The 24,991-nt window shown below is 46.8% G+C and carries 29 protein-coding genes; 16 read left to right on the forward strand and 13 right to left on the reverse strand.

All coding sequences use genetic code 11. From position 1 onward, the window contains the following. Nucleotides 1-213 precede the first annotated feature (213 nt). The 4 genes from ACMXI2_RS27310 to ACMXI2_RS27325 are packed head-to-tail and all read left to right on the forward strand — an operon-like array spanning nucleotide 214 to nucleotide 3,497. On the forward strand, nucleotides 214-1,212 hold the full coding sequence (locus ACMXI2_RS27310; protein WP_483779069.1) for a c-type cytochrome: 999 nt from the start codon (nucleotides 214-216) through the stop codon (nucleotides 1,210-1,212). Nucleotides 1,213-1,233: 21 nt separating this feature from the next. Next, nucleotides 1,234-1,653 (forward strand): DsrE family protein, encoded by a 420-nt coding sequence (locus ACMXI2_RS27315; protein WP_483779070.1) that lies wholly within the window; start codon nucleotides 1,234-1,236, stop codon nucleotides 1,651-1,653. A gap of 10 nt (nucleotides 1,654-1,663) precedes the next feature. Beyond that, nucleotides 1,664-2,581, forward strand: coding sequence for a molybdate ABC transporter substrate-binding protein (locus ACMXI2_RS27320; RefSeq protein WP_483779071.1), 918 nt, complete (start codon nucleotides 1,664-1,666; stop codon nucleotides 2,579-2,581). Between the two features lie 22 nt (nucleotides 2,582-2,603). Then, nucleotides 2,604-3,497 carry a LysR substrate-binding domain-containing protein gene (locus tag ACMXI2_RS27325; RefSeq protein ID WP_483779072.1) on the forward strand — a complete coding sequence of 298 codons (894 nt, stop codon included), beginning with the start codon at nucleotides 2,604-2,606 and terminating at the stop codon, nucleotides 3,495-3,497. Between the two features lie 16 nt (nucleotides 3,498-3,513). Here the strand turns inward: ACMXI2_RS27325 and ACMXI2_RS27330 are convergent, their stop codons facing one another. The 5 genes from ACMXI2_RS27330 to ACMXI2_RS27350 form a co-directional block, all read right to left on the reverse strand. Beyond that, nucleotides 3,514-4,020, reverse strand: a complete 507-nt coding sequence (locus tag ACMXI2_RS27330; RefSeq protein ID WP_483779073.1) for a GNAT family N-acetyltransferase — start codon at nucleotides 4,018-4,020, stop codon at nucleotides 3,514-3,516. 342 nt (nucleotides 4,021-4,362) lie between these two features. Continuing rightward, on the reverse strand, nucleotides 4,363-4,854 hold the full coding sequence (locus tag ACMXI2_RS27335; RefSeq protein WP_483779074.1) for a hypothetical protein: 492 nt from the start codon (nucleotides 4,852-4,854) through the stop codon (nucleotides 4,363-4,365). Between the two features lie 130 nt (nucleotides 4,855-4,984). Continuing rightward, the gene (locus tag ACMXI2_RS27340) at nucleotides 4,985-5,476 is read right to left on the reverse strand and encodes a hypothetical protein (protein WP_483779075.1); all 492 of its coding nucleotides are present in this window, start codon (nucleotides 5,474-5,476) and stop codon (nucleotides 4,985-4,987) included. Nucleotides 5,477-5,607: 131 nt separating this feature from the next. Next, entirely contained in the window at nucleotides 5,608-6,081 is a 474-nt protein-coding gene (locus ACMXI2_RS27345) for a hypothetical protein (RefSeq protein ID WP_483779076.1), read from the reverse strand. After that, nucleotides 6,072-6,572 carry an RNA polymerase sigma factor gene (locus tag ACMXI2_RS27350; protein WP_483779077.1) on the reverse strand — a complete coding sequence of 167 codons (501 nt, stop codon included), beginning with the start codon at nucleotides 6,570-6,572 and terminating at the stop codon, nucleotides 6,072-6,074. The genes ACMXI2_RS27345 and ACMXI2_RS27350 overlap by 10 nt, the downstream gene beginning before the upstream one ends. Nucleotides 6,573-6,892: 320 nt before the next feature. On the opposite strand from ACMXI2_RS27350, the gene ACMXI2_RS27355 reads away from it, so the two are divergent. From ACMXI2_RS27355 to ACMXI2_RS27365, 3 genes are read left to right on the forward strand one after another with little or no spacing between them, the layout of a single operon-like run. Next, the gene (locus ACMXI2_RS27355; protein WP_483779078.1) at nucleotides 6,893-8,164 is read left to right on the forward strand and encodes an acetyl-CoA hydrolase/transferase family protein; all 1,272 of its coding nucleotides are present in this window, start codon (nucleotides 6,893-6,895) and stop codon (nucleotides 8,162-8,164) included. Between the two features lie 16 nt (nucleotides 8,165-8,180). Continuing rightward, nucleotides 8,181-9,188, forward strand: a complete 1,008-nt coding sequence (locus tag ACMXI2_RS27360; protein WP_483779079.1) for a lipid A deacylase LpxR family protein — start codon at nucleotides 8,181-8,183, stop codon at nucleotides 9,186-9,188. A gap of 25 nt (nucleotides 9,189-9,213) precedes the next feature. Next, the gene (locus tag ACMXI2_RS27365) at nucleotides 9,214-9,756 is read left to right on the forward strand and encodes a hypothetical protein (protein ID WP_483779080.1); all 543 of its coding nucleotides are present in this window, start codon (nucleotides 9,214-9,216) and stop codon (nucleotides 9,754-9,756) included. Here ACMXI2_RS27365 and ACMXI2_RS27370 read toward each other — a convergent pair. Further along, entirely contained in the window at nucleotides 9,743-10,219 is a 477-nt protein-coding gene (locus tag ACMXI2_RS27370; RefSeq protein ID WP_483779081.1) for an SRPBCC family protein, read from the reverse strand. The two genes, ACMXI2_RS27365 and ACMXI2_RS27370, sit on opposite strands and share 14 nt — an antisense overlap. 106 nt (nucleotides 10,220-10,325) lie before the next feature. Here ACMXI2_RS27370 and ACMXI2_RS27375 point away from each other — a divergent pair, with 106 nt between their 5' ends. Beyond that, the gene (locus ACMXI2_RS27375) at nucleotides 10,326-11,783 is read left to right on the forward strand and encodes an Ig-like domain-containing protein (protein WP_483779082.1); all 1,458 of its coding nucleotides are present in this window, start codon (nucleotides 10,326-10,328) and stop codon (nucleotides 11,781-11,783) included. Nucleotides 11,784-11,843: 60 nt separating this feature from the next. Further along, the gene (gene recR, locus ACMXI2_RS27380; RefSeq protein WP_079471339.1) at nucleotides 11,844-12,464 is read left to right on the forward strand and encodes a recombination mediator RecR; all 621 of its coding nucleotides are present in this window, start codon (nucleotides 11,844-11,846) and stop codon (nucleotides 12,462-12,464) included. Nucleotides 12,465-12,547: 83 nt separating this feature from the next. On the opposite strand, the gene ACMXI2_RS27385 is transcribed toward recR, so the two are convergent. Next, nucleotides 12,548-12,766 (reverse strand): hypothetical protein, encoded by a 219-nt coding sequence (locus ACMXI2_RS27385; RefSeq protein ID WP_483779083.1) that lies wholly within the window; start codon nucleotides 12,764-12,766, stop codon nucleotides 12,548-12,550. A 423-nt stretch (nucleotides 12,767-13,189) separates the two neighbouring features. On the opposite strand from ACMXI2_RS27385, the gene ACMXI2_RS27390 reads away from it, so the two are divergent. The 6 genes from ACMXI2_RS27390 (at nucleotide 13,190) to ACMXI2_RS27415 (ending at nucleotide 18,993) form a co-directional block, all read left to right on the forward strand. Next, the gene (locus ACMXI2_RS27390) at nucleotides 13,190-14,206 is read left to right on the forward strand and encodes a homocysteine S-methyltransferase family protein (protein ID WP_483779084.1); all 1,017 of its coding nucleotides are present in this window, start codon (nucleotides 13,190-13,192) and stop codon (nucleotides 14,204-14,206) included. A 45-nt stretch (nucleotides 14,207-14,251) separates the two neighbouring features. Beyond that, a complete protein-coding gene (metH, locus tag ACMXI2_RS27395) occupies nucleotides 14,252-17,017 on the forward strand; it encodes a methionine synthase (RefSeq protein ID WP_483779085.1) in 2,766 nt (921 codons plus the stop codon). Between the two features lie 38 nt (nucleotides 17,018-17,055). Then, the gene (locus tag ACMXI2_RS27400) at nucleotides 17,056-17,820 is read left to right on the forward strand and encodes an exodeoxyribonuclease III (RefSeq protein WP_483779086.1); all 765 of its coding nucleotides are present in this window, start codon (nucleotides 17,056-17,058) and stop codon (nucleotides 17,818-17,820) included. Nucleotides 17,821-17,832: 12 nt separating this feature from the next. Then, complete coding sequence (locus ACMXI2_RS27405) at nucleotides 17,833-18,135, forward strand: DUF4286 family protein (protein WP_483779087.1); 303 nt, start codon at nucleotides 17,833-17,835, stop codon at nucleotides 18,133-18,135. A 316-nt stretch (nucleotides 18,136-18,451) separates the two neighbouring features. Continuing rightward, complete coding sequence (locus tag ACMXI2_RS27410; RefSeq protein ID WP_029465307.1) at nucleotides 18,452-18,721, forward strand: HU family DNA-binding protein; 270 nt, start codon at nucleotides 18,452-18,454, stop codon at nucleotides 18,719-18,721. A 152-nt stretch (nucleotides 18,722-18,873) separates the two neighbouring features. Continuing rightward, entirely contained in the window at nucleotides 18,874-18,993 is a 120-nt protein-coding gene (locus tag ACMXI2_RS27415) for a 30S ribosomal protein THX (protein ID WP_079471345.1), read from the forward strand. Nucleotides 18,994-19,066: 73 nt separating this feature from the next. On the opposite strand, the gene pdxH is transcribed toward ACMXI2_RS27415, so the two are convergent. Beyond that, nucleotides 19,067-19,714: a pyridoxamine 5'-phosphate oxidase gene (gene pdxH, locus ACMXI2_RS27420; RefSeq protein ID WP_483779088.1), complete on the reverse strand. Its 648-nt coding sequence runs from the start codon at nucleotides 19,712-19,714 to the stop codon at nucleotides 19,067-19,069. Nucleotides 19,715-19,799: 85 nt separating this feature from the next. Between pdxH and ACMXI2_RS27425 the strand changes: the two genes are divergently transcribed. Beyond that, entirely contained in the window at nucleotides 19,800-20,918 is a 1,119-nt protein-coding gene (locus ACMXI2_RS27425; protein WP_483779089.1) for a DUF3298 and DUF4163 domain-containing protein, read from the forward strand. Between the two features lie 68 nt (nucleotides 20,919-20,986). On the opposite strand, the gene pyrH is transcribed toward ACMXI2_RS27425, so the two are convergent. The 5 genes from pyrH to rplM all read right to left on the reverse strand — a co-directional run bounded on the left by pyrH (nucleotide 20,987) and on the right by rplM (nucleotide 24,794). Then, entirely contained in the window at nucleotides 20,987-21,700 is a 714-nt protein-coding gene (pyrH, locus tag ACMXI2_RS27430; protein ID WP_079471347.1) for a UMP kinase, read from the reverse strand. A gap of 201 nt (nucleotides 21,701-21,901) precedes the next feature. Next, the gene (gene tsf, locus ACMXI2_RS27435) at nucleotides 21,902-22,726 is read right to left on the reverse strand and encodes a translation elongation factor Ts (protein ID WP_079471348.1); all 825 of its coding nucleotides are present in this window, start codon (nucleotides 22,724-22,726) and stop codon (nucleotides 21,902-21,904) included. Nucleotides 22,727-22,858: 132 nt separating this feature from the next. Further along, a complete protein-coding gene (rpsB, locus tag ACMXI2_RS27440) occupies nucleotides 22,859-23,854 on the reverse strand; it encodes a 30S ribosomal protein S2 (protein WP_370908740.1) in 996 nt (331 codons plus the stop codon). 92 nt (nucleotides 23,855-23,946) lie between these two features. Next, a complete protein-coding gene (rpsI, locus tag ACMXI2_RS27445; RefSeq protein ID WP_079471350.1) occupies nucleotides 23,947-24,336 on the reverse strand; it encodes a 30S ribosomal protein S9 in 390 nt (129 codons plus the stop codon). Between the two features lie 14 nt (nucleotides 24,337-24,350). Beyond that, nucleotides 24,351-24,794, reverse strand: a complete 444-nt coding sequence (gene rplM / locus ACMXI2_RS27450) for a 50S ribosomal protein L13 (RefSeq protein ID WP_079471351.1) — start codon at nucleotides 24,792-24,794, stop codon at nucleotides 24,351-24,353. Between the last annotated feature and the right edge of the window lie 197 nt (nucleotides 24,795-24,991).

Below are 24,991 nucleotides of genomic sequence, written 5' to 3' on the forward strand. Positions count from 1 at the left end.
CCGCTACCTGTTACTGAATAATAATTTCAAGAAACCCCGCACAGTCAATACTGTACGGGGTTTTCTTTTTCCGTTATATTTTTCTACTTTTATCGTTTTACTTTTTTATATGGTTATCAATAACGATTGGTTATCACTGATAGTTATTAGTTATTTGACTTCGCTCTGGTGGCACGTTACTTTTGTAGCGTAATCCACCAACCTGTAATTTTAATGGAAACCAATAAAATCCAGCGTTATAAGCGGATCCTTTCCGGGTCATTTGCATGCCTGTTGATGTTAATACTGCTGGCAGGCTTTGAAACATTTTATCTCTGGACACGTTACCTGGTACCAGCTGCGGCGCCTATGCCTGCATTGCGGGCTACTCCTGCAAAAGGCTGGCAACCTCCGGCTGTAACCACGTTGCCTTCCGGTGAAAAAGCCGCCGCCATTGTTTACGGACAAACACTGATCCGCGAAACGGCGCGGTACCTCGGTCCAAAAGGCAGCGTGCTGCAAATCACCAACGGTATGAACTGCCAGAACTGTCACCTGCAGGCAGGCACCAAACCCTTTGGTAATAACTATAGTTTTACCGCCGCATCCTACCCTAAATTCAGGGCCAGATCCAACAGCTCGGAAACGCTGAACAAGCGTATCAGTGATTGTTTTGAACGCAGTTTAAACGGTGTGGCGCCGGATAGCAACAGCAAAGAAATGATGGCTATAAAATGTTATATAGAATGGCTGGGCAGTGAAGTACCGCCGCATGAAAAGCCCGATGGCAGCGGTCTCCGGAAGCCGGCGTATTTATCGCGTGCTGCCGATCCAAACAAAGGCGCGCACATATATACACAACAATGTAAAAGCTGCCACGGCGCCAATGGCGAAGGCGTAAAGGATGCTGACAGCATTGCTTTTATTTATCCTCCGCTATGGGGCCCGCAAAGCTACAACGATGCCGCCGGGCTTTACCGCCTCTCTAACTTTGCCGGCTATGTGAAAAATAACATGCCTTTCGGCGTAGATTATAACACGCCCGTTCTTTCCGATGAAGAAGCCTGGGATGTAGCCGCATTTATCAACTCACAACCCCGGCCGCATAAAGACCAGTCGGCCGACTGGCAGGACATTAAAAGGAAACCCATCGACTTTCCTTTTGGTCCCTACGCAGATGCTTTTTCCGCAGAACAACATAAATACGGACCTTTTAAACCCATGCAACATTAACGGTAATCAAAAACGCACACCATGAAAAAAATAACACTCCTGCTCTGCCTTTTTACCCTGCTAAGCGCCCAATACGCCATGAGCCAGCGTAAACCCAAATACAGGGCTGTTTACCAGCTAAACAGCGACGATGATAAAGTGATCCGCAATACCCTCCGCAATATCAAAAATGCGCTGGAAGATCCGCGGCTGCAAAACCAGGTAATCATTGAACTGGTGGTCCACGGAGGCGGTGTAACGGCCTACAAAAAAGATCATCCCTATGAATCCCTGCTACAGGAACTGCAATCAAAAGGCGTGCTGCTGGTAGAATGCGAAAACACCCTGCGGGAAAGGAAAATCTCAAAAGAAGAATTATTTCCCTTCATTCAATATACCCCCAGCGGTAATGGTGAACTGATTATAAAACAGGCAGAAGGCTGGAGTTACATACACCCATAAACCATACATCATGAAACAATTTATCACTACGCTGATAGTAACACTACTATCAGTACAAACACTGCATGCCCAGGACCACCGTTTCGACCCTCCCTGGAATACGCCACCATCCGGCGGTGTAGCTTTTACGGTACCTGGCATCGACAATGTACCCGACCTTTATGGCGACATTACAGATCCGCAGCTGGTCATCTTCTTTGCAGGTAACCAGTTCATGGTGATCGATTCCCTGATCTCTGATTTTAAAAAGACATACCCGCAATATCAACGCGTGTTTGCGGAAACATTGCCACCGGGTATCCTGGCGCAGCAAATCATCACCGGGTCGTTGGTATTGGGGAATCTTCGTATAGCCGTAACACCCGATATCTATACCGCCGGGAAAGGCCGTATAGATCAGCTGCGGGATAGCTTCTCCCTGATAAAAAACTACGCAGGAAATACCCTCGCTATCATGGTGCAACGGGATAATCCCAAAAAAATCCGCGGCCTGGCAGATCTCGCGCGCAAAGATGTGCAGGTAAGTATGCCCAACCCTGCCTGGGAAGGCATTGGCAAACGCATAGAAGAAGCCTATGTAAAGGCCGGCGGCGCCACTTTACAACGGGCCATCATGAAAGAAAAAGTGGCAAAAGGCAGTACCTGGCTTACTAAAATACATCACCGGGAAACACCGCTGCGCATTCTCCGGCAACAGTCGGATGCAGGCCCCGTATGGTTTACGGAAGCATACTACCAGCAAATGATCCATCACCCGGTAAGCGTGGTAAACATCCCTGAAAAGGAAAACATTAAAGCGTCTTACTGGGCCGGCATATTGAAAAGCGCACCACATCCGCTGGCCGCCAGGGATTTCATAGACTTCCTCATGGGCCCCGCCGGACAAGGTATTTATAAACACTTTGGCTTTACGCCGCCTGAGTTGTAAGGTATTTTTGTATTTTTAGTACATGTTCGATTTCAGACTCAAGGTATTTCACACCGTCGCCAAGCGTCTCAGCTTCACCAAAGCTGCAGAGGAATTATATATTTCACAACCGGCTGTTACCAAACATATACATGAACTGGAGCAACAGCTGGGCATGGCGTTGTTTGAAAGGATCGGGAATAAAATAAAACTTACCCGTACGGGAGTGCTGGTGATGCATCACGCAGAAATTATTTTTACCGATTACCGTAACCTGGAGTATGATGTAAATCAGCTGAAACACATGCAGGGCGGACTGCTGCCCATAGGCGCCAGCACTACTATTGCGCAATACCTGATCCCTCCGCTGCTGGCTAAATTCAACCAGCGGTACCCCGATGTAAAAACATCGCTCACCAGCGGAAATACCGAACAGATAGAACAGGCACTATTTGAAAAAAGTATTCAGCTGGGTATCATTGAAGGTAGTTCCAAAAATCCTTTGCTGAAATATGTGGAGTTTGCAAAAGATGAAATTGTGCTGGTGGGCAATATGAAGCATCAGTATGGCAATGGCGAACCGCTTAGCGCCACCGATCTTAAAACCATTCCCCTGCTGATGAGGGAACACGGTTCCGGCACGCTGGAAGTGATTACCGAGGAACTGAAACGCCTGAAGTTAAAGATCACCGATCTCAACGTGGCCATGTATATGGGCAGTACAGAAAGCATCAAATCATACCTGCACCATTCGCCCTGTGCAGCCTTTATTTCTTCACAGGCTGTGCAGCGTGAACTGGAGCTGGGAGAGTTCAGGATATTACCCGTTAAGAATTTCAAACTGGTAAGAAAACTTCACTTCACCTACCTGCAAGGCTTACAGGATAAGCTTTGCCAGCTTTTCATCCGTTTTGCAAAACAGAACATGGTGGAATAACGATCACGTATCTACGCTATTTATTCAATAGCTGCCAGTGCAGCATCTCCCCAGGCGATTTCACTTCCTCCATCCCCAGGTGTTGCAGCACCTTCATCGAAGCGGTGTTGGTAACGTCGCACTCGGCGATCAGCTTTTTCACATGTGGTTGCCGGAAAGCCCATTGCACCAACGCGGTGGCAGCTTCGCGCATATACCCTTTTTTGCGCCAGGAAGGCAGCAGGGTATAGCCTATTTCTATCACACCATTTTTATCGGGACGTCCTTTAAAGCCGATATCGCCGATCACGGTCCCTTCTTCTTTATTTACAATGATCCAGAGCATCCAGGGAAACGACCGGGGATCATGCTGGAGCAGTTCAATAAAATAAGGCAATTGTTCTTTCAGATCTGGTTGCGGCCAGTTTTCCGGGATGTTTGCCTGCAATGTTTCCCGGGCATGCGGATGTTCCAGGAATATCTGCGTAAGCAGCGGCAAACGGCAGGGATATATGAACAGTCGGTTGGTATTCAGGGGTAACATATGTCGGGATTTAAGGCATATTAGTTCACAATGATGGCTGGCCTTCACAATAGCGGTATCCAGTATTTCGGTTCCTGTGAGCGCAGGCATTGTTCGGTAAGAATACAGACGTATCTCCGGAATAATGTACAGAGATGTCGTCCCTCATCCAAACAATGAAACCATTGGTGGCGTGCGGGTAACCGATTTTACCATGCGCCAGGAACTGAATCTGTGACTGTTGCGCGCTCATAGGAATGGTGCTTATTGATCTAAATATACGTCTTTTGGAAAAAAGACAGCGGAGATCAAAGAACATGATCTCCGCTGCATTTAATAAGCTAACACTTTGAGCGATAGCGGTTATTTACGTTGCAGGGTATATATAATGGCTGCACTTTTATTCTCGAAGCTGATGTTTGCTCTCCAGGTCATAACACTACCGGCACCGGTGATTTCCATGCGGTAACCTTCGGTTACATTCTTTGCTTTATCGCCGCTGTACAGCTTTTTGAAGCCGAACATGCTTACGCCGCCACTTTTGGTCAGCGACCACGCAATGTTCTGGGTAACGGCGCTGCAACCATTTTCTGTAGAGGTGAGCGTGTAAGAACCCATCGCATAGTTATCCGGCAGGATCCACTGGCTGCCGATAAAGCACCTGGCGTTGGCTTCATCAAATACAGTTACTTTGGCGTTTTCAGGAATTCCTTCGTATTTAATATCAGTTAAAACCCAGTTACCTTTTACGGCGCCTTTATTAATGTCTTGAGTGACGCCTTGTTTTGGGGAGCAGGAAGATGCAAAAACGGCAACTATCGCCATTAGTAACGCTGCAAATGAAAATTTTCTCATGGGAAATTAGTTTGTGTGTTTAAATGCCAATGTATTCAACACGCAGCTATCAAATAAGGTTTTATAACAGCCGGAATACAGGGGCAATTTCAGCATTTGCAATAAACGTACCAAATGAAAGTGTGCCCGCTTAACGGGGCACAGGGGCCCGATAGGTTACAGGCGGGACTTTGAGCTTAAACAGGATATCTTCCAGCATCTGGGCGCGGTGGTAGAAATACCAGGTACTGGCGGCCAGCGACATAGCCATTACCGCGAGGGCAATAAAAGCGCAACGCCACCATACGCTTACTGTGATCCGGCGGTTCCAGAAAGAGTCGATGGGGATATATGTATGATGAAAATTCGTATGCTCATAGGGGTTATACCCGCTCCGGGGCCGGTGTTCCCAATCCTTATCCGGTTTAATCCGTTGTAAAACGGCATTTTTTATTTTTACCGGTGGCAGGGAACCTTCTTCCATCAGTTTGTCTTCTATCCGCAGTTCTGCGGCAGCAAATTCCAGGTCCAGCAACGGGTAGATCCGGCGCAGGTACAGCAGCTCATCTTCCTGTTCAGGAGAGGCGAGCCCCAGCAGATAACGCTCAATAATGCCGCTTTCTATATAGTTACTGATGTTCAAACTGCCCGTTTAAATTAACCAACGATATAAAACATAAATAATAAATACTATATCTATAGATACGTCAACCCACTTCTGGTGGATTCTCAAAATGGTAAAATCTTTAAAATAACGACAAACCGGATAGAAAATTATAACAAGGGGCTTTGTGTTTGTTCCTGCCGGATCATTTGGTGCAGGTTGTCGCTGCGTTGCTTTTCCTGCGACATACGGTACTTGAGGTAATAAAAAATGGCCAGGAAAAGAAAAACCTTGGACATTATGAAGAAGATAATAAAGAAGATCTTCCACCAGCGGTGAACAGTGATATGACTACCATCTTTCGGCTGGATATTGATAAACGTATAATTGGAAGAAGGATTTGAATAGGCATGTCCATCTTCCCATCTGATCTTCTGCAACACCCGGTCGCGTATTTCCGCGGGCGGCATGGCAGGCTCATCAAACGCGGCTCTTTCCAGGCGGCGTTCAACGTATTCGACTTCCGTATCCAGTTCCGGATACAGCCTTCTCATGTGCTGCAGCTCTTCTACTTCTTCTTCAGAAGCCAGGCCCAGCACGAAGGACTCGATAATACCGCTTTCTATGTAAAATTTTAGTTCCAAGTCTTTTTTAGGAATTGTCTGAAAGACTTCATCGCTTCTTTCAGGATTTCATTTATCTGCCCCTCCGGCAAAGCCAGTAAGCGGGCTATCGTTGTGATTGATAATCCTTTAAAATAACTAAGCCGGAACACCTGTTGTTGATCGGCTGGCAGCATCAGGTAGAATTGCTGCAATAAGCCATCTTCCTTCTTCATCAGCCCCGTACCGGTTAATGCGGTTTCCGGCAGGGCCTCCTTGATGGCGAATTCTCTCGCTTTACGTAGTAACCAGGTAAACAAAATACGATGACCTGAGGTCCGGAATGTTCCAATGTTTTGGAATGACCAGAGAAATACCTTTACTATGACTTCATTTGCACGTTCTTTTACCGGTACCAGCTGCAATACAATGTTATAAAGAGCCCCGGCGTAACGGTCGTATAACAACTCTTTTGCCGCAGGATCTCCAATTATTAACCGCTCAATGAGCCTCTGCTCACTTATATTTGCCAAATCTCGCCGCAAAGAAGAAGTTGTGTACCAGGTTTAGAATGCTAATATATAGAAATAAAATAGGGTGTAGGTCATAACACCTATATGAATTTATCAACATGCCTAGCTAAAATGGATAACTAGGTCCGCGAATCCGGCTGGTACAGCCGGCATTGCCTGCAATTCAGTGTACCCATTACCGTTACTTAACCGCCTGACCCCAACAATTTGTCATCTGGGTTGTTGAATGTTATCAGCACTGAGAAGTTCAAAAATACAACATGATAATGCTCATATTTATTTTTTTTGCCGCACGATAATTTTAGAGAAAATATCACTTCATGTCTTACACATCGATTACAGCCGCCGTACAGCTGATCCAGTCCGGCCAAACCGTATTTATCCATACCGCAGCAGCCACTCCGCGGGAGCTGGTCAATGCCATGACCGCCCGCAGCCATGAACTGAAAAAGGTACACCTGGTAAGCATCCATACCGAATGGGAAGCGCCCTACGCATCCCCTGAACACGCGCACGCATTTGAAATAGATGCTTTTTTTGTAGGCAAAAATATCCGGCAGGCCGTAAATGAAGGCCGGGCCAACTACGTTCCCATGTTCCTCAGCGAAATACCCAGGTATTTCCGCACCTGCGAACAACCTATAGACGTGGCGCTCATCTCTGTTTCCCCGCCTGATAAAAACGGCTACTGCACCCTGGGCGTATCCTGCGATGTTTCCAAAGCCGCCGTAGACACCGCTAAAATTATCATCGCGGAGGTAAACCCCTGCATGCCACGCGTACTGGGTGATGGCGTTATTCATATTTCCAGGATAAACGCCGCCGTGGAAGTAGATTACCCCATCTATGCCCAAACCATCCGGCCATCTACCCCTGTAGAACTGGCAATAGGACGCCACGTAGCCTCCCTTATTGATGACCGCGCCACCTTGCAGATGGGCATCGGCGGTATTCCCAACGCCGTTTTGCAATGCCTCTCCAATCACAAAGATCTCGGCATCCACACCGAAATGTTTTCCGATGGCATCATCGACCTCGTGGAAAGAGGCGTGATCACAGGCAAATACAAAGCCGTACATCCCGGCCTGCTCATCTCCAGTTTCGCCATCGGGAGCCAGCGGCTGTACGACTTTATGGATACCAATCTCATCATGCGGCTCATGGATGTGGAATATGTCAACAACCCCACCACCATCCGCAAAAACCCCAGGGTTACTTCCATCAACAGTGCCATAGAAATAGATATCTTCGGACAGGTATGTGCCGACTCTATCGGATTCAGACAGTACAGCGGCGTAGGCGGACAAATGGATTTCATGCGTGGAGCGGCTCTCTCCGAAGGAGGCAAGCCCATTATCGCCATTCCGTCTACCACCTCCAAAGGTATTTCCCGCATCGTATCACAGCTGCAACCCGGCGCCAGTGTAGTTACCACCCGGGCGCATGTGCATTATGTGGTCACAGAATTCGGCATCGCCCATCTGCGCGGGAAAAACCTGCGACAAAGGGCACAGGCCCTCATCGATATTGCTCATCCAGATCACCGGGAAGCACTGGAAAAAAAAGCATTTGAGATATTCAGGGTATTCTGATATTAATGCCAATTTTATGAAGGAATTTCTTCCGGTCATATTGCTTTGCATCATGGCGCCAACCGCATCCGCGCAAATCACGCAGGACGCCACCAAACAATTAAGGATATACGAAGACGACGACTATTTTAATGTGTGGGGACGGGGAACAGACCGCGGCTACAGCAACGGCAGCAGCATAGGTTATCTCTATATGAAAGAAAAGAAATCGGTATTCCTCGATAAATGGATACTTCCCACAGCTGGCAGGAACGCCATTAACGTATTTGAATGGAGTGCCATGCAGGTCATGATCACCCCTAACCAGATTGCAGATACTAACTTTATTCCAAAAGACTATTACTATGCCGGCGCTTTGTATGCTACCCACGGACTCACCTCTTACAATCCCGAAAAAAAGTACAGCTTCCACTCGGAATTTGTATTCGGTGTGCTGGGTCCGTGGTCGGGCGCCAAAGAAACACAAACCTTCTTCCATAAGCTGATTGGCTACCAGCCACCCAGGGGCTGGGAATACCAGGTGCCCAACGCACCGCTGATCAACTATAGTTTCACCTATGAAAAAATGTTGTGGAGCCCCGTTGATTACCTCGAAATTATTGGCAGCGCCAATGCTAAGCTGGGTACTATGACCACCGCCGTAAGCGCCCTCACCTATATCCGGATGGGGCTTTTCAATCCTTACTTCGGCAACCGCAGTTTACCGGTGGCCGTTAAAAGAAGATTACAGCTGTATGTGATAGCCCGGCCACAATTTACTTTTACAGGATACAACGCGCTGCTGCAGGGAGGTATTTTCAAGTCGAGGGATACCAATTTTGAAGAATTATCCAATTACCAGCAAACGCGGATGCGGCACTTCAGCATTGGCATTGACTATGGTATCGGGATTGTTATTAACCGCGCCTCCATCAGCTATACACAGAAAACCCGCACTGAATGGATGAGCGGCACCGGGAAACATTCCGTGGGCAATATTACGCTCCTCATCCCTATCTCCCGTAAAACTATTCCCGGCAATTAATGTTATCTATCAAAATTTATTTCCCATGCATGCTAAACTGATAGTATTTGCTGTTTGTACAATGGCCATTGTTTCCTGCGCCAGCAGCGGCACAAAAACGGAGAGCGATAGCACTGCCGCCGGCAGTGATACCACGCTGAACGTAGCGCCAAATCCCAACAGCCAGCTGGAGGTAAAACCCATTTCCGGCTACTTCCTGAAAAACACGATTACGGTGAATGACAGCCTCACTTTCTGGCTTATTGATAACCAGGTATCTTTCGACAGCCTGTTTGGAATGGCTAAAACCATGAACAATACCATCGATAAGCCCGACTTTGGCACACAGATCGTAGTGGCCGCCACTATGCCGCCTACTTATTATAGTACGCAGATTCAATTGGAATCCGCTATATCAGACAATGTAAACAACAACGCCGCACTGCATTTTGTGGCTACATCCAATCCCAATAAAGGCAGCGCCAGCACCGTTCCTTTATGGCTGGGCGCCGTTCCCAAAACCGGCAAAAGCACCTTCCAGTTTTACACCGGCGATCATTTAACAAAAACCATTACTACTCCGCAGTAGGCCGGCCAAATATTTTTTCAACGGCCTGAAACCGGTATGCAAACAGGGCTTCCAGCTGTTTCTTTACAAACAGCCGGTGGGCCAGTTTTCCCAGCCAGCCAAAAGGCAGCCGGTAATGAACCAGGTCCGTCATTTTTACGCCGCCGGGCACTGCCTGGAAATGATGTTCGTGGTGCCAGATATTGTAGGGGCCTACCCGTTGCTCATCTACAAAATAATCCAGGTATGCTACATGGGTGATCTCGGTCATCCATTCCAGCGGAATGCCCACTACCGGTGATACAAAATAGGTGATGATCTGTCCAGGGTACACCTGGCCGGTATAGGGCGGCGATGTAACGATGAACCGCATAGCCGGCGGCGTAATATGCGCCAGGTTATTGGGATTGGAAAAATAGTTCCAAACCTCCTCCGGTGGGGCCGGGATCACCTGGGTGTGTTGCATTAAATAAATACTTGCCATATATAAGATTAAGGAAAAAATATGGTTCTGGTCATTCGCAACTGCCAAATTCGTATTTCTTTGAAATGAGTTCGTAAGTTTGTGCCTGATTAATCCGATCAGGTACATGAATCAATATATCAGGAGCTGGGTTTTCTGGCTGATGTTTATACTCGTTTCCATTTCATTTACGCGATGCGCCAACATTGTGCCACCCAGCGGCGGACCGAGGGACAGTGTACCTCCCGTATTGCTGCAGGCTACTCCCAGGGATTCCACCCTTCACTTCAACAGCAAAAAAGTGACGTTTATCTTTGATGAATATGTGGAACTGGATAATGTGAACGATAAACTGATTGTGTCGCCAACGCTGAAACGCACGCCGATTGTCACGGCCAAGCTGCACACGGTAACCCTTGAAATAAAGGACACCCTGAAACCCAATACCACCTATACCTTCAATTTCGCGGACGCTATCCGGGATATCAACGAACGTAATATTTCGGCTGATTTCCAGTATGTAGTATCTACCGGCGACTATCTCGACAGCCTCCAGGTGTCCGGTCACCTGATAGATGCGGAAAACGGCCGGGTAGACAGTAACGTGGCCGTTATGCTGTACCGCGATCTGACCGACTCCATTGTGTCGAAGGAAAAACCGGTGTATTACGCTAAAACCAAAGGAGATGGCTCGTTCCGCTTTAAGAACATTGCACCCGGCTCGTATAAAATTTTCGCCCTGAAAGAAGAAGACCGTGACCTGCAGTATAGCCAGCCTACGGAAATGATCGCCTTTGTGGAAGCGCCGATTGTATTAACAGAAAGCAACCTGGCTGATGTGAACCTGCTGCTGTTTATGGAAGCTGATAGTACCATCAAGCCGCCACCGGAACCCGTTGATTCTTCTATGCTTGAACAGGAAGAGGAAGAAAAGAAAAAGAAGAAGCTGCCTAAATTAACCGCTACTCCTACGCTTGATGGGGGGATGCAGGAATTGCCGGCGCCGCTGAAGATCACATTTTCGCTGCCACTGAGGAACCTGGACAGCGCCAGAACCATTCTCGGGGAAGACAGCGCCTATACACCGGTTACCTTTACCAGCACGATGGACTCTACCCGTACCCAGTTAACAATCGGTTATGCCTGGAAAGAAGGCACTCCATACCGGTTCATTATTCCTAAAGATGCACCTACCGATACTGCCGGGCAGCAACTGGCCAGGCCGGATACCATTAATTTCCGGACCAAAAAGGTAGCGGATTACGCCATTTTCACGGTTACAGAACTCAATATCAGCGATAGTACAAAAAATTCCATCAATGATACTGCCATGCACTACGTAGTGCAGCTGGTACAGGATAAAACCATTAAATACTCTGGTACCGTTGTAAATGGCAAATGGAGCCAGCGGTTTATTACACCCGGCGAATACGACATACGTGTGTTGCTTGATACTAATGGTAATGGCAAATGGGACCGGGGTAACTACTATACCAAGCCTAAAAAACAGCCGGAGCGGGTAATCAATATTGAAAAGGTAAACCTGAAGGCGTACTGGACGGTACCCAAAAAGATAAGCATCTAAATAATCGTTGCGGAGGGAACAGTGCTGCTCCCTCCGCTCCAATATTCCTAACTTTGCACTATGATATTTTCCTCTGCGCTGATAGAAAACGCGGTAAATGAATTTGCCAAACTGCCGGGCATCGGTAAAAAAACAGCCCTGCGGCTGGTGCTGCACCTGCTGAAGCAGGAAACAGCCCAGGTGGAACAGTTTGGTGACGTGATAGCACGGATGCGGCAACAGATACAGTTCTGCAAGGTTTGTCATAACGTGTCGGATGCGGAAGTATGCAGCATCTGCAGCAGTCATTCCCGGCAAAAGCAGGTGGTGTGTGTGGTGGAGAGCATCCGCGATGTGATGGCCATCGAAAACACGCAGCAGTTCAATGGCTTATACCATGTACTGGGCGGGATCATTTCCCCTATTGATGGCATTGGTCCCGATCAGCTGAATATTCACTCCCTGGTAGAAAGAGTTCAGTATCAGGGTGTAGAAGAGGTGATCATGGCGGTAAGTCCTACTATTGAAGGAGATACTACCATCTACTATCTCTCTAAAAAATTAAAAGAGTTCCCGGTAAAAATCACCACTATTGCCCGTGGTATTGCCTTTGGGGGAGAGTTGGAATATGCAGATGAGATGACGCTGGCCAGGTCTATCAGTAACCGGTTACCGCTGGAAAGCTATGTACAGAATAAATAACTACGGGTGGTTATATAAAAAAATACGGGTGCTCAATAGCACCCGTCTTCGTTTAACCTGTAATTCCACGTTATGAAAAGTTGTCAGACTGCACCCTTTGAAGGATGGTCTGTGAATAATGTATGATTGGTTTCTGATTCCTGTTGTTGTTGCAGTTCTTTCCACCGCTGCATTTCATATTTATTCAAGAAGCATACCTTAAACACTTCAGACTGGTTTCCGTTGCCGGGTTGTGGCACTGGTTGTAATCCCAGGCTTGCCAGGTGCTGATGCAGGGTATGAATATGTTCTGATATAGTCATGACTGACGTTAGTTTTGTTGTAATAAAATATTTGAGAAGAACTAATGATGAATCTGTTAATTGCAGCAACGGCAATTACAAGGAGTGCAGGTGAAGGGCTGGTGGGAGGCCATAACCGGGTAAATCACTATATTTCTATCATTTTGTTGCATTGTACCTTTCTATTACCCTACAAATATAGTAGACTTTATAGGCTACTTCCAAATTAAATTTATAGGTATAAACAAAATCTATATTTATTTATAGAGATATATAGTCTTAAAAAGAACAGATCAAAGCCGGGCAGATCCCGGAATCCACGCAAATCACAAAACAATAAAATAGCCGGGAAAAGGTTATATTTGTGGACTCGTTCAGGGTGGATTTGTTTATTGTTCGACCCTGTTCTTTTCTTAACTGTAACTAATAAACGCCTTGATAAATATGAAATCTTTACAAGACTGCGCCAATGAGCGCATACTTATCATCGATGGTGCAATGGGCACCATGATTCAACGATATCAACTCCAGGAATCCGACTACAGGGGCACCCGCTTTGCTAACTATCCCAGTGATCTTAAAGGCAATAACGACCTCCTTAATCTTACACAGCCTCAGATTATTGAAGCCATTCACAAGGAGTACCTGGAAGCCGGCGCTGACATTATTGAAACCAATACTTTCAGCAGCACCTCCATTGCTATGGCCGACTACGATATGCAGGCACTGGCCTATGAGCTGAATGTAGCCGCTGCGCAGATAGCCAAAAGAGCCACTGCAGAGTATACCGCTAAAAACCCCGACAAGCCCCGTTTTGTGGCTGGCGCCATCGGCCCCATGAACAAAACCCTGTCGCTGTCGCCGGATGTAAATAATCCCGGGTTCCGCTCCGTATACTTCGACGAGGTGGCTGCAGCCTACGAAGAACAGGTGCGTGGCCTCTCTGAAGGCGGTGTGGATATCCTCCTGATAGAAACCATTTTTGATACGCTGAACTGCAAAGCAGCGATCTATGCCATCAAGAAATACTACCGCGAATCAGGGAAACCCCAGATCCCGGTAATGATTTCCGGTACCATCACAGACGCCTCCGGCAGAACTCTCAGCGGGCAAACCCTGGAAGCATTTTATATCTCTGTGATGCACGCCAATCCGTTCTCCATCGGTTTAAACTGCGCTTTAGGCGGTCAGCAGATGCGCCCCTACATAGAGGAGCTTTCCAACATAGCCAGCTGCTATGTTAGCTGCTACCCCAACGCCGGCTTACCAAATGCCTTCGGGGAATATGATGAGGAACCGGAAGATACCGCCTGCATCATTGAAGACTTTGCCGCCTCCGGCTTTGTTAACATAGTAGGTGGCTGCTGCGGTACTACTCCCGATCATATACGCCACATTGCAGAACATGTGAAACATATCAAACCACGCCTCAAACCCGTATTAGCCGAAACACTCGCCTGATCAAACCGTGGCAGGTTTTCTATTCAAACATCACTTACAGCAGAAATGAGCGAAACAACTATAAATAATACAGATACCGTCAACGAACCTATTGTCAGCGAAGAACGCAGGGTAATCAAACCCTTTATGCGCCTGAGCGGACTGGAACCTTTGGTGGTAAGGCCTGAAACCAACTTCATTAACGTAGGGGAACGTACCAACGTAACCGGCTCCAAAAAATTTGCCCGTCTCGTAAGAGAAGGACTGTTTGAAGAAGCCCTGTCTGTTGCCCGTCAACAGGTAGAAAGCGGTGCGCAGATCCTCGATGTAAACATGGACGATGCCCTGCTCGACGGGGAAACCGCCATGTCTACCTTCCTGAACCTCCTGGCAGGAGAACCGGATATTTCCCGTATCCCGGTGATGATCGACTCCAGTAAGTTTTCCGTAATTGAAGCCGGCCTGAAATGCGTACAGGGTAAATGTATTGTGAACTCCATCAGCTTAAAGGAAGGAGAAGCCAAATTCATTGAACAGGCGCATATCTGCAAAAGCTACGGCGCTGCCGTGGTTGTAATGGCTTTCGATGAACACGGCCAGGCCGATACCGAAGAAAAAAGGGTGAGCTTCAGTCACCGCGCCTATAAAATACTTACCGAAGTAGTGGGATACGATCCCCAGGATATCATCTTCGATCCCAATATCTTCGCCATCGCCACCGGTATCGAAGAACATAATAACTACGCTGTAGAGTTCATTAACGCTACCCGCCGCATCAAACAACTGATGCCCCTGGCAAAAATCAGCGGCGGCGTAAGTAATGTATCCTTCTCTTTCCGCGGTAACGAAACCGTGAGAGAAGCCATGCACTCCGTATTCCTGTTCCATGCCATCAAAGCAGGAATGGATATGGGTATTGTGAATGCCGGGATGCTGCAGATTTATGACGACATTGAACCAACCCTCCGCGAACTTTGTGAGGACGCCATACTAAACAGAAGAGACGATGCTACCGAAAGGCTCATTCAGTTCGCAGAAACCGTAAAGGCCAAAGGAAAAGTAGTAGAGAAGGATGAAACCTGGCGACTGGGTTCTGTGGAAGATCGTTTGAGCCACGCTCTCGTAAATGGTATCACAGATTATATAGATGGAGATACAGAAGAAGCGCGCCAGAAATACCCGCGTCCGCTGGATGTGATTGAAGGCCCGCTGATGGCTGGCATGAACATCGTGGGTGACCTGTTTGGCAGCGGTAAAATGTTCCTCCCGCAGGTGGTAAAAAGCGCCCGCGTGATGAAAAAATCCGTGGCCATCCTCACTCCATACATTGAAGAAGAGAAATTACGCATACAAGCCGAACATGGCGGAGAAATAAAAGCCGCCGGTAAAATTTTGCTGGCTACCGTAAAAGGCGATGTACACGATATCGGTAAAAACATTGTAGGCGTGGTACTGGCCTGCAACGGCTATGAAATCATTGACCTCGGTGTAATGGTACCGGCTGAAAAGATCCTCCAGACCGCCCGCCAGGAAAAGGTGGATATCATCGGTTTGAGTGGCCTGATCACACCTAGTTTAGATGAAATGGTACACGTGGCCCGCGAACTGAAACGGCAGGATTTCAATATCCCGCTGATCATCGGAGGCGCCACCACCAGCCGTACACACACCGCGGTTAAAATAGCCCAGGAATATGCGCATGGCGTAGTACACGTACTGGACGCGTCCCGCAGCGTAACCGTTACCGGCAGCCTGCTCAATAAAGCGCTGAAACCCGGATTCCTGGCCGGTATACAAACAGAATATCTGAAGCTGAACGAAGCTTTCAAGAATAAAAAACAAACCAAACAATTCCTCCCGATCGCTGCGGCACAGGCCAATAAAACCGTTATCAACTGGGATACCTTTACCCCGGTAAAGCCTAAAATGACCGGCGTGATGAAGTTTGAGAACTACGACCTCGGGGAAATTGCGAAGTATATCGACTGGCAGCCATTCTTCATTGCCTGGGAACTGCATGGTAAATTCCCGCAGATCCTTACCGATGAAGTAGTAGGCGTAGAAGCCACCCGCCTGTTTAATGATGCAAAGGAATTATTAAACAAAGTGATTGAAGAAAAATGGCTGGGCGCCAATGCTGTTATTGGTCTCTATCCCGCCAGCAGAGTGGCCGCAGATTCCGTGATGGTAACACCCGAACAACCGGACATTAAGCCGGTACAGCTGGAGTTCCTGCGTCAGCAGGTAAAGAAAGCGCCGGGGCAGCCGAACCTTTCCCTCGCTGATTTCATTGCTCCTGCCGAATCCGGCAAAACCGACTATATCGGCGGCTTTGCGGTAACCACCGGCGTAGGCATTGAAAAGTGGCTCGATAAATTCAAGGCAGAACACGACGACTATAACAGCATCATGCTGAAAGCACTGGCCGACAGGCTCGCCGAAGCCTTTGCAGAACTGATGCACGAACGGGTACGTAAAGAGTTCTGGGGATATGCTACAGAAGAACACCTGAGCAACGAAGACCTTATCAAAGAAGCTTACGCAGGTATCCGTCCGGCGCCGGGATATCCCGCCTGCCCTGACCATACTGAAAAATGGAAATTGTTTGATCTGCTGAACGCCACCGGGAATACAGGTATTACGCTTACCGAATCACTGGCCATGTATCCGGCTTCCAGCGTGAGCGGCTGGTATTTTGCCAACCCGGAAGGTAAATATTTCGGTCTCGGAAAAATTGAAAAAGACCAGGTAACAGACTATGCTGCCCGTAAGAACTGGACAGTGGAAGAAGCCGAACAGTGGCTCCGTCCGAACCTCGAATACGATATCTAAAAGCATTACAGACTAAATTATTACGGATAACACCCAACATGAGAATCATATCTTACAATGTGAATGGCCTGAGGTCAGCCATGACTAAAGGTTTTACAGAATGGTTACAAACAGATCCCGCTGATATTATCTGCCTGCAGGAAATAAAAGCCCACCAGGAAAATATCGACTTTCAGCAATTCGACAATCTCGGCTATGCGCATTACTGGTACCCTGCGCAAAAGAAAGGATACAGCGGTGTAGCAGTACTCACCCGCATTAAACCCGATTTTGTACAATATGGTAGTGGCCACGGCCAGAGCGACCTCGAAGGTCGCTTTATAAGGCTCGATTTCGGCAATATTACCCTGATCAATACTTACTTCCCTTCCGGCACCAGTGGCGACCTTCGGCAGACCTATAAATACCAGTGGCTGGAAGAGTTCTTTCAGTACCTCGAAGAATTGAAGACAACCCGTCCGAACCTGGTTGTATGCGGCGATTACAATATTTGCCACAAGCCCATAGATATCCATGACCCCGTGAGCAATAAAAACTCCACCGGTTTCCTGCCTGAAGAACGGGCATGGATGGACCGTTTCTTTGAAAGTGGCTTTGTAGACAGCTTCCGTCATTTCAATACAGATCCACATCAGTACAGCTGGTGGAGCTTCCGGGCCAATGCGAGGAATAATAACAAGGGCTGGCGTATCGACTATATCAACGTGTCAGCACCATTGAAAGAGCAGCTGAAACATGCCACTATTTACCAACAGGTAAAACACTCAGATCATTGTCCGGTATTCGTGGAACTGGCAGTATAAATAAAGAGACGTATGATCATATATAATGTAACCACCAAAGTGGCCACAGATACATCTTTACGGTGGTTGCAATGGTTGCGGGAAGAACATATTCCGGCGATGCTGGCTACGGGGTTATTCCGTGATTACCGCATCAGCCGCCTGCTGGAGCAGGATGATGAAGAGGGCCCAACCTATGTTGTGCAATATTTTGCAGACAGCCTGAACGACTACCAATCCTTCGCAGACCAGCACCAACAGGCCCTGCGGCAAAGAGGATACGAGCTTTTCGGTGATCGTTTTATTGCGTTTACAACCGTAATGGAGGTGGTTTAAGTAAGGGATCTTTACTAAACTTATCCACAGGAAATCCACTATTTTCGGGGCATCCGGACTTTGGTACAATAGTTGGTTCAATCCCGCGTTAATAGTAAAAAGGCAGGCAAACATGCCACGGTACAGGGTTCTATGCGATCCTGCTAAAAGGTAGTCCTTTAGCACGCAAAAGACCAATCAGCTGTAACCGTTACCAGTAGCGTTTTTCAGCCGATAAAATTTTCTGTAAAAAAGCTGTAAAAAATTTGGTAATCTGATAAAACGCGCTATATTTGCTCACATCAAACATTTTTTCACTAGTTAAATCTTACTAACTATGAACAAAGCCGAATTAATCGACAAGCTTGCTAAAGATGCAGCTATTACCAAAACCCAGGCTAACGAAGCTCTGGACTCTTTCACCAAAGCTGTTGCTGATACCCTGAAAAAAGGTGGTAAAGTAACTTTGGTTGGTTTCGGTACTTTCTCCGTTTCTAAACGTGCAGCACGTAACGGTAGAAACCCACAAACCGGTCAGATCATCAAGATCAAGGCTAAGAAAGTTGCTAAGTTCAAGGCTGGTAAAGCTTTATCCGACAAGCTCTAATCAGTTAACACAACTTATTCAAGCAAGGAACAGTTATGTTTCTTGCTTTTTTTTTATATCAAACGGCCAGTACTACGCTATTTCATCGAATTGCAGTATTTTGCAGCCTGATAACATCATATTTAACAACAACAAACTTCAAATTATTCGTTATGGGTAGAGGAGATATTAAAACCAAAAAAGGTAAGATCTTCAGTAAATCTTTCGGTAAGGTTAGATCTGCAAAGACCAGAAAAAATACTGCCGCAAAAGCTGCTGCACCAAAAGCTTAATTTTACGCTTTTAATAAAATGCCGCTAAGATTATTCACATGATCTTAGCGGCATTTTTATTTAGAAGACGAGGTCAAGGCGCCAGGCGCTCAATTTTCCAGCCACCTTCCGGCGTTAACGTATACAGTATCCTGTCGTGCAACCGGCTGCTTCTCCCCTGCCAGAATTCCATCACCTGTGGCTTCACTATATAACCTCCCCAGTAATCAGGTCTCTGGGGGGCCTGCTGCTGATATTTTACCGCTACCTGTTCTACCTGTTCCTCCAGGAAAGATCGGCCCGGAATGACCTTGCTTTGTGGCGAGGCAATGGCACCTATCCGGCTACCTTCCGGCCGGCTGTTGTAATACTCATTACTCACCGATACCGGCGCCTTACTAACGGTACCCTCTATACGAACCTGCCGCTCCAGCTCCCGCCAGAAGAACAACAGACTAACATGCGGATTCAACGCCAGTTCCTGCCCTTTGCGGCTTTCGTAGTTGGTAAAAAACAAAAAGCCATCGTCATCAAAGCTCTTTAATAATACAATCCTTGCAGACGGACGGCCATCCGGTGTACTGGTGGCCAGCGTCATGGCATTAGCTTCATCAATTTCACTGCTGATAGTATCCTCCCACCATCTCCCAAACTGGGACAAGGGATAAGGCGCTACCTCACTTTCATCCAGGGAAGCCAGCTTATAATCTTTTCGTAAATCAGCTATTTTCTGGTTCAACATGGTCTGTTATTTTTATGATTCAAATGGGTCCTCAAAGGTATGGAAGGATAATAGTAATTTTGAGGTACCTGATATAAATCATACTATGAAAAGAGTTTCTCTACTGGTACTGCTGATAGCTGCTGCACTACTCTCCTGTCACACACGAAATAACAACAATGGCAAGGCGCCGGCCAACACTGCCAACATCATTGTACCACTGGCTTCTACCCCCCTGTTTTATACCCAGCTCAAAGGAAAACTGGGCAATAAGGAAATTACCATGCAATTGCTGAAAACCGCCCCCCACCTGTTCCGCGGCTACTATTGCGATGATAGCACCGGGCAACCCATTTCTTTATGGGGTACCCTGGATTCTACCCTGGTGAATATTTATGAAGAAACCAATAACAGCTCGGAAGATCGCCTCTTCAGCGGTTATCTTTCTGACGACGGGAATTTTAAAGGCGTATGGCATGGCGACGGTACCTCTTATCATTTTGAACTGCATACCGATCTGAAAAACGCCGTACCCCTGAAAGTATTCTACCAGATCGATTCTGCACGGCTGGCGCCTTCCATATCCAAATCGCCGGTAGGCACGGTGTCCAACAGTATCATATGGCCCGACTCCCTGGTGGATAGCACCACCGCCCGGTTTATTATCGGCCAGGTAACAGGAAACAGTCGCGCTACCGATCCGCAGAAATTCCTGCGAAAAGGGATCGACTCCTTTATCCTGAGCTACCGGTATTCGGCTAAAGATGCCGACAGCACGGAGTTTAACGATAATACCACTACCGCGTCGTGGAACTGGACTACAGATAGCGACATGAAAGTAGTGTATAACACCTGGCCTTTACTGGTGATAGAAAAGTATGCATACGACTTTACCGGTGGAGCGCATGGTAACTGGGGCGCCACCTATTACACGCTGGATCTGTCTAAACGTAAAGTGCTTACCCCCGACGATATTTTTAAACAGGGTTATAAAGAAGCGCTGAGCGCGTTGCTGGATAAAGCTTTCAGGAGACGGTTCAATATGAGTGAAGAAGATGCATTGGATCAGAACCTGCTGGTAAAGAACATCCCCCCGAATAACAATATGATCGTTACCGGCAAAGGAGTAGCATTTAGTTATGTACCTTACGAGATTGGGCCGTATGCACTGGGCCAGGTAACCCTCTACATACCGCTTGGGGAGATGAAGAGTATATTAAAATAACCGCCGGGTGAGGGCATAAAAAAGCAGCGAAGACAAATTACTCTCCGCTGCTTTTTTTATGCGTTTACTTATCCCTTTACTAAAGTACCCACATTTTTACCCATGATCACATTCAGGAGGTTACCCTGACGGTTCATATCAAACACGATAATAGGCAGCTTATTTTCCTGGCAAAGGGTAAAGGCTGTCATATCCATCACGTTGAGGGATTTCTGGTATACTTCTGAGAAAGTAATGGTTTCGTAGCGGGTAGCTGTTTTATCTTTTTCAGGATCAGCAGTATAGATTCCATCTACACGGGTTCCTTTGAGGATTACATCGGCCTGAATTTCTATAGCGCGTAAGGAGGCGGCGGTGTCAGTGGTGAAGTACGGGTTACCGGTACCACCTCCGAATATTACTACGCGACCTTTTTCCACGTGGCGGATAGCGCGGCGACGGATATAAGGTTCCGCGATCTGTTCCATTTTGATGGCAGACTGGAGGCGGGTATAAAGTCCAACTCTTTCCAGACCGCTTTGGAGAGCCATACCATTGATCACGGTGGCGAGCATTCCCATGTAATCTCCCTGGGCTCTTTCAATACCGGTATCGGCTTCGTTCATTCCGCGGTAGATATTACCTCCGCCAATAACGATGGCTACCTGAACTCCCAGATCGGTAACTGCCTTAATATCGTAGGCATACTGAGATATCACCTTCGGATCAATACCATAATTTGCATCTCCCATGAGGGCCTCCCCGCTCAATTTGAGTAAAATACGCTTATACTTTGGCAACATGACGCTATAAAATATTGTAAGATTGTGATTTTCCTAATACTGATTACGGTATTCTAATATACAACTTAAATGCAGAAAGGAGGAAAGGAAGAAAAAAATGCCTTTTCTGATACCTGTTTACTGTCCTTCTATGTGTATGATTAGTTATGCGCAAAAAAAAGGAGAGAAACGAATTCTCTCCTTTTTTTTGATCTATTTTTCTTAACCTAAAGCAACTCGCTTAAAGCTGGTTACTTTCAGGTCAGCATCTACGGACTTCAGGTAATCCGCTACGGACTTGTTATTGTCCTTAACGAAAGCCTGTTGCAGCAGGGTGCTTTCTTTGAAGAATTTATTTACTTTACCGGCAGCGATCTTTTCAGCCATTTCAGCAGGTTTACCTTCAGCTTTCACCTGTTCAACAGCGATTTCTTTTTCGCGGGCGATCAGTTCAGCAGGAACGCTATCCGCATCAACTGCGATCGGGCTCATTGCTGCGATCTGCATAGCGATATCTTTACCTACTTCTTCAGAAACAGGCTTAGAGAAAGCAACCAGTACACCCATACGGTAGTTACCGTGAATGTAAGAGGTTACGCCACCAGCTTCAACGAATTCGAATTTATTGAGGGTGATTTTTTCACCGATTTTTGCCACCTGGTCGTTTACTTTATCAGCAACGCTTGCGCCATCCAGTTGAGCAGCATTCAGGTCTTCAACGGTTTTGATACCGCTAGCCAGTGCCAGATCAACGATTGACTGTGCAAATTTTACGAAGTCTTCGTTTTTAGCAACGAAGTCAGTTTCACAACCCAGACCCACGATAACGCCGGATTTACCATCTGCAGCTGTTTTAGCGATGATAACGCCTTCTTTGGTTTCACGATCGGAACGTAAAGCGGCCACTTTCTGACCTTTCTTACGCAGGTAGTCTACTGCTTTTTCAAAATCGCCATCACTTTCTACCAGTGCCTTTCTGCAATCCATCATACCAGCACCAGTTTGCTGACGCAGTTTATTTACATCAGCTGCTGTAATTGTTGCCATGAGCTATAATTAGTTTTATGTTGTAAAAATTATTGCAAGTACTAAATCTGCTTTCAGCTATTAGCCTTTAGCTGTTAGAGACCATGATGGTTGAACTAACTGCTAAAGGCTAATAGCTAAAAGCTTAAAATATTATCTTCCGCCGCCTGGTTTTCTTGGACCGCTGCTGCCGGCGCCAGATGGACGACGTTGTCCGCCTGCTGCACCACCACCACGGTTAGGACCGCCGCCGCCACGGTTAGCGCCACCGCCCTGGCCACCAGGACCACGGCCGCCGCCACCACGGTTAGCACCACCAGGACCGCCCGGACCACGACCACCACCTGGTGCTCCTGGTTTGCGACCTCTTTCACGGTCTTCACCACCTTCAACTTCAAATTTGCGTGCCTTATCGTCTGCTTCTTCTTCTTCCTCTACTTCTTCAGATTTCTCTGTAGCTCTTTCAGAAAGACCTTCAGCGATAGCTGCGCAGATGTAGCTGGTGATGATAGCGATAGATTTAGTAGCATCGTCATTCGCAGGGATAGCGAAATCTACTTTGGTAGGATCAGAGTTGGTATCCACCATACCGAAAGTAGAAATACCCAGACGCTTAGCTTCTGCCAGTGCAATGTGTTCGTGGCTGATATCAACCATAAACAACGCTGCCGGTACACGTGCCAGTTGGGCAATACCACCCAGCACTTTCTCCATTTTCTCTTTATCGCGGCTTAAAGTAAGACGTTCTTTCTTGGTAATGTTATCGAATGTACCGTCCTGCAGCATTTTTTCAATGCTCTGCATTTTCTTTACACTCTTACGGATCGTAGAGAAGTTAGTGAGCATACCACCCAACCATCTTTCAGTTACGAAAGGCATATTGATGTTACGCGCAGCATCTGCCACGATTTCTTTCGCCTGCTTTTTAGTAGCAACGAACATGATCTTCTTACCGCTCTTTGCGATAGATTTCAGGGCAGCTGCTGCTTCCTGTAATCCTTCTACGGTTTTGTTCAGATCAATGATATGAATACCTTTCTTTTCTGCGAAAATATAAGGCAGCATCTTGGGATTCCACTTTTTCTTCAGGTGACCGAAGTGAACACCTGCCTCCAGTAACTGCTGCTGCAATGAGGTATTATTTTCCATGTTTATATTGCTCAATTAAAAGGATCAAATAATGTTTAGCTTTTAGCATCCGGCGAATTAGCCCGGAGCTAACGGCCAATAGCTCAAAAATATTAGCGTTTAGAGAACTGGAAGCTTCTTCTTGCTTTCGCTTTACCTGGTTTCTTACGTTCAACTCCACGTGGATCACGTTTCAGCAAACCTGCAGCTTTCAATGCAGGACGGAACTCAATGTTCACTTCGCATAAAGCACGGGCAATACCCAGCTTAATAGCTTCTGCCTGACCTTTGATACCACCACCCTGTGCATTCACTTTCACATCAAATTTATCGAGCGCCTCGATAGTTTTGAAAGGCAGTTCCACCTGGTTCTGCAGGTAGATCAAAGAAAAGTAGTTTTTATAATCTTTGTCGTTAACAGTAATGTTACCGGTACCCTTGTTGATGTAAACACGGGCAACAGCTTCCTTACGACGACCTATTGTATTTTTTTGCTTTTCCATGTATCAGAGAAAAATTAGAAAGTTAATGGTTGTGGTTTCTGCGCAGCATGAGGATGTTCAGCACCAGCATATACAAATAATTTTTTGTACATCGCACGGCCCAGACGGTTTTTAGGCAACATACCTTTAACAGCCTTTTCGATCAACACTTCAGGACGGCGACGGATCAGGTCCTTTGCTAATTCGATTCTCTGACCACCTGGAAAACCAGTGTAGTGCATGTATTCTTTTTCCTGCATTTTGTTGCCGGTCAGGGCAATCTTCTCTGCATTGATCACGATGATATAATCACCACAATCAGTATGAGGCGTATAGTAAGGCTTGTTTTTACCTCTCAGGATAGCAGCCATCTTAGCAGCTACTCTTCCCAGTGTCAGGTTGGTAGCATCTACTATATGCCAGTCACGCTTTACGTAAGCGTCGTTAGCCGATTTAGTTCTGAAACTTAATGTATTCATTGTTGTATACGATAAAAATTACGTCTTGTAAACAATTCCCCGATTATGGGGAGTGCAAAGGTACATTGCCCATTCTTAATAACCATACATTTTGGGCACTTTTTTACAGGGCACCTTTGCAATTGATTGATTTTCAATAAAGAATTTGTATAAAAGTTATTAACAGCAGCTACCTGCACGGTTGATAACTACTTTTT

It is taken from the genome of Chitinophaga sp. G7 BAM 1005 (assembly GCF_057126945.1).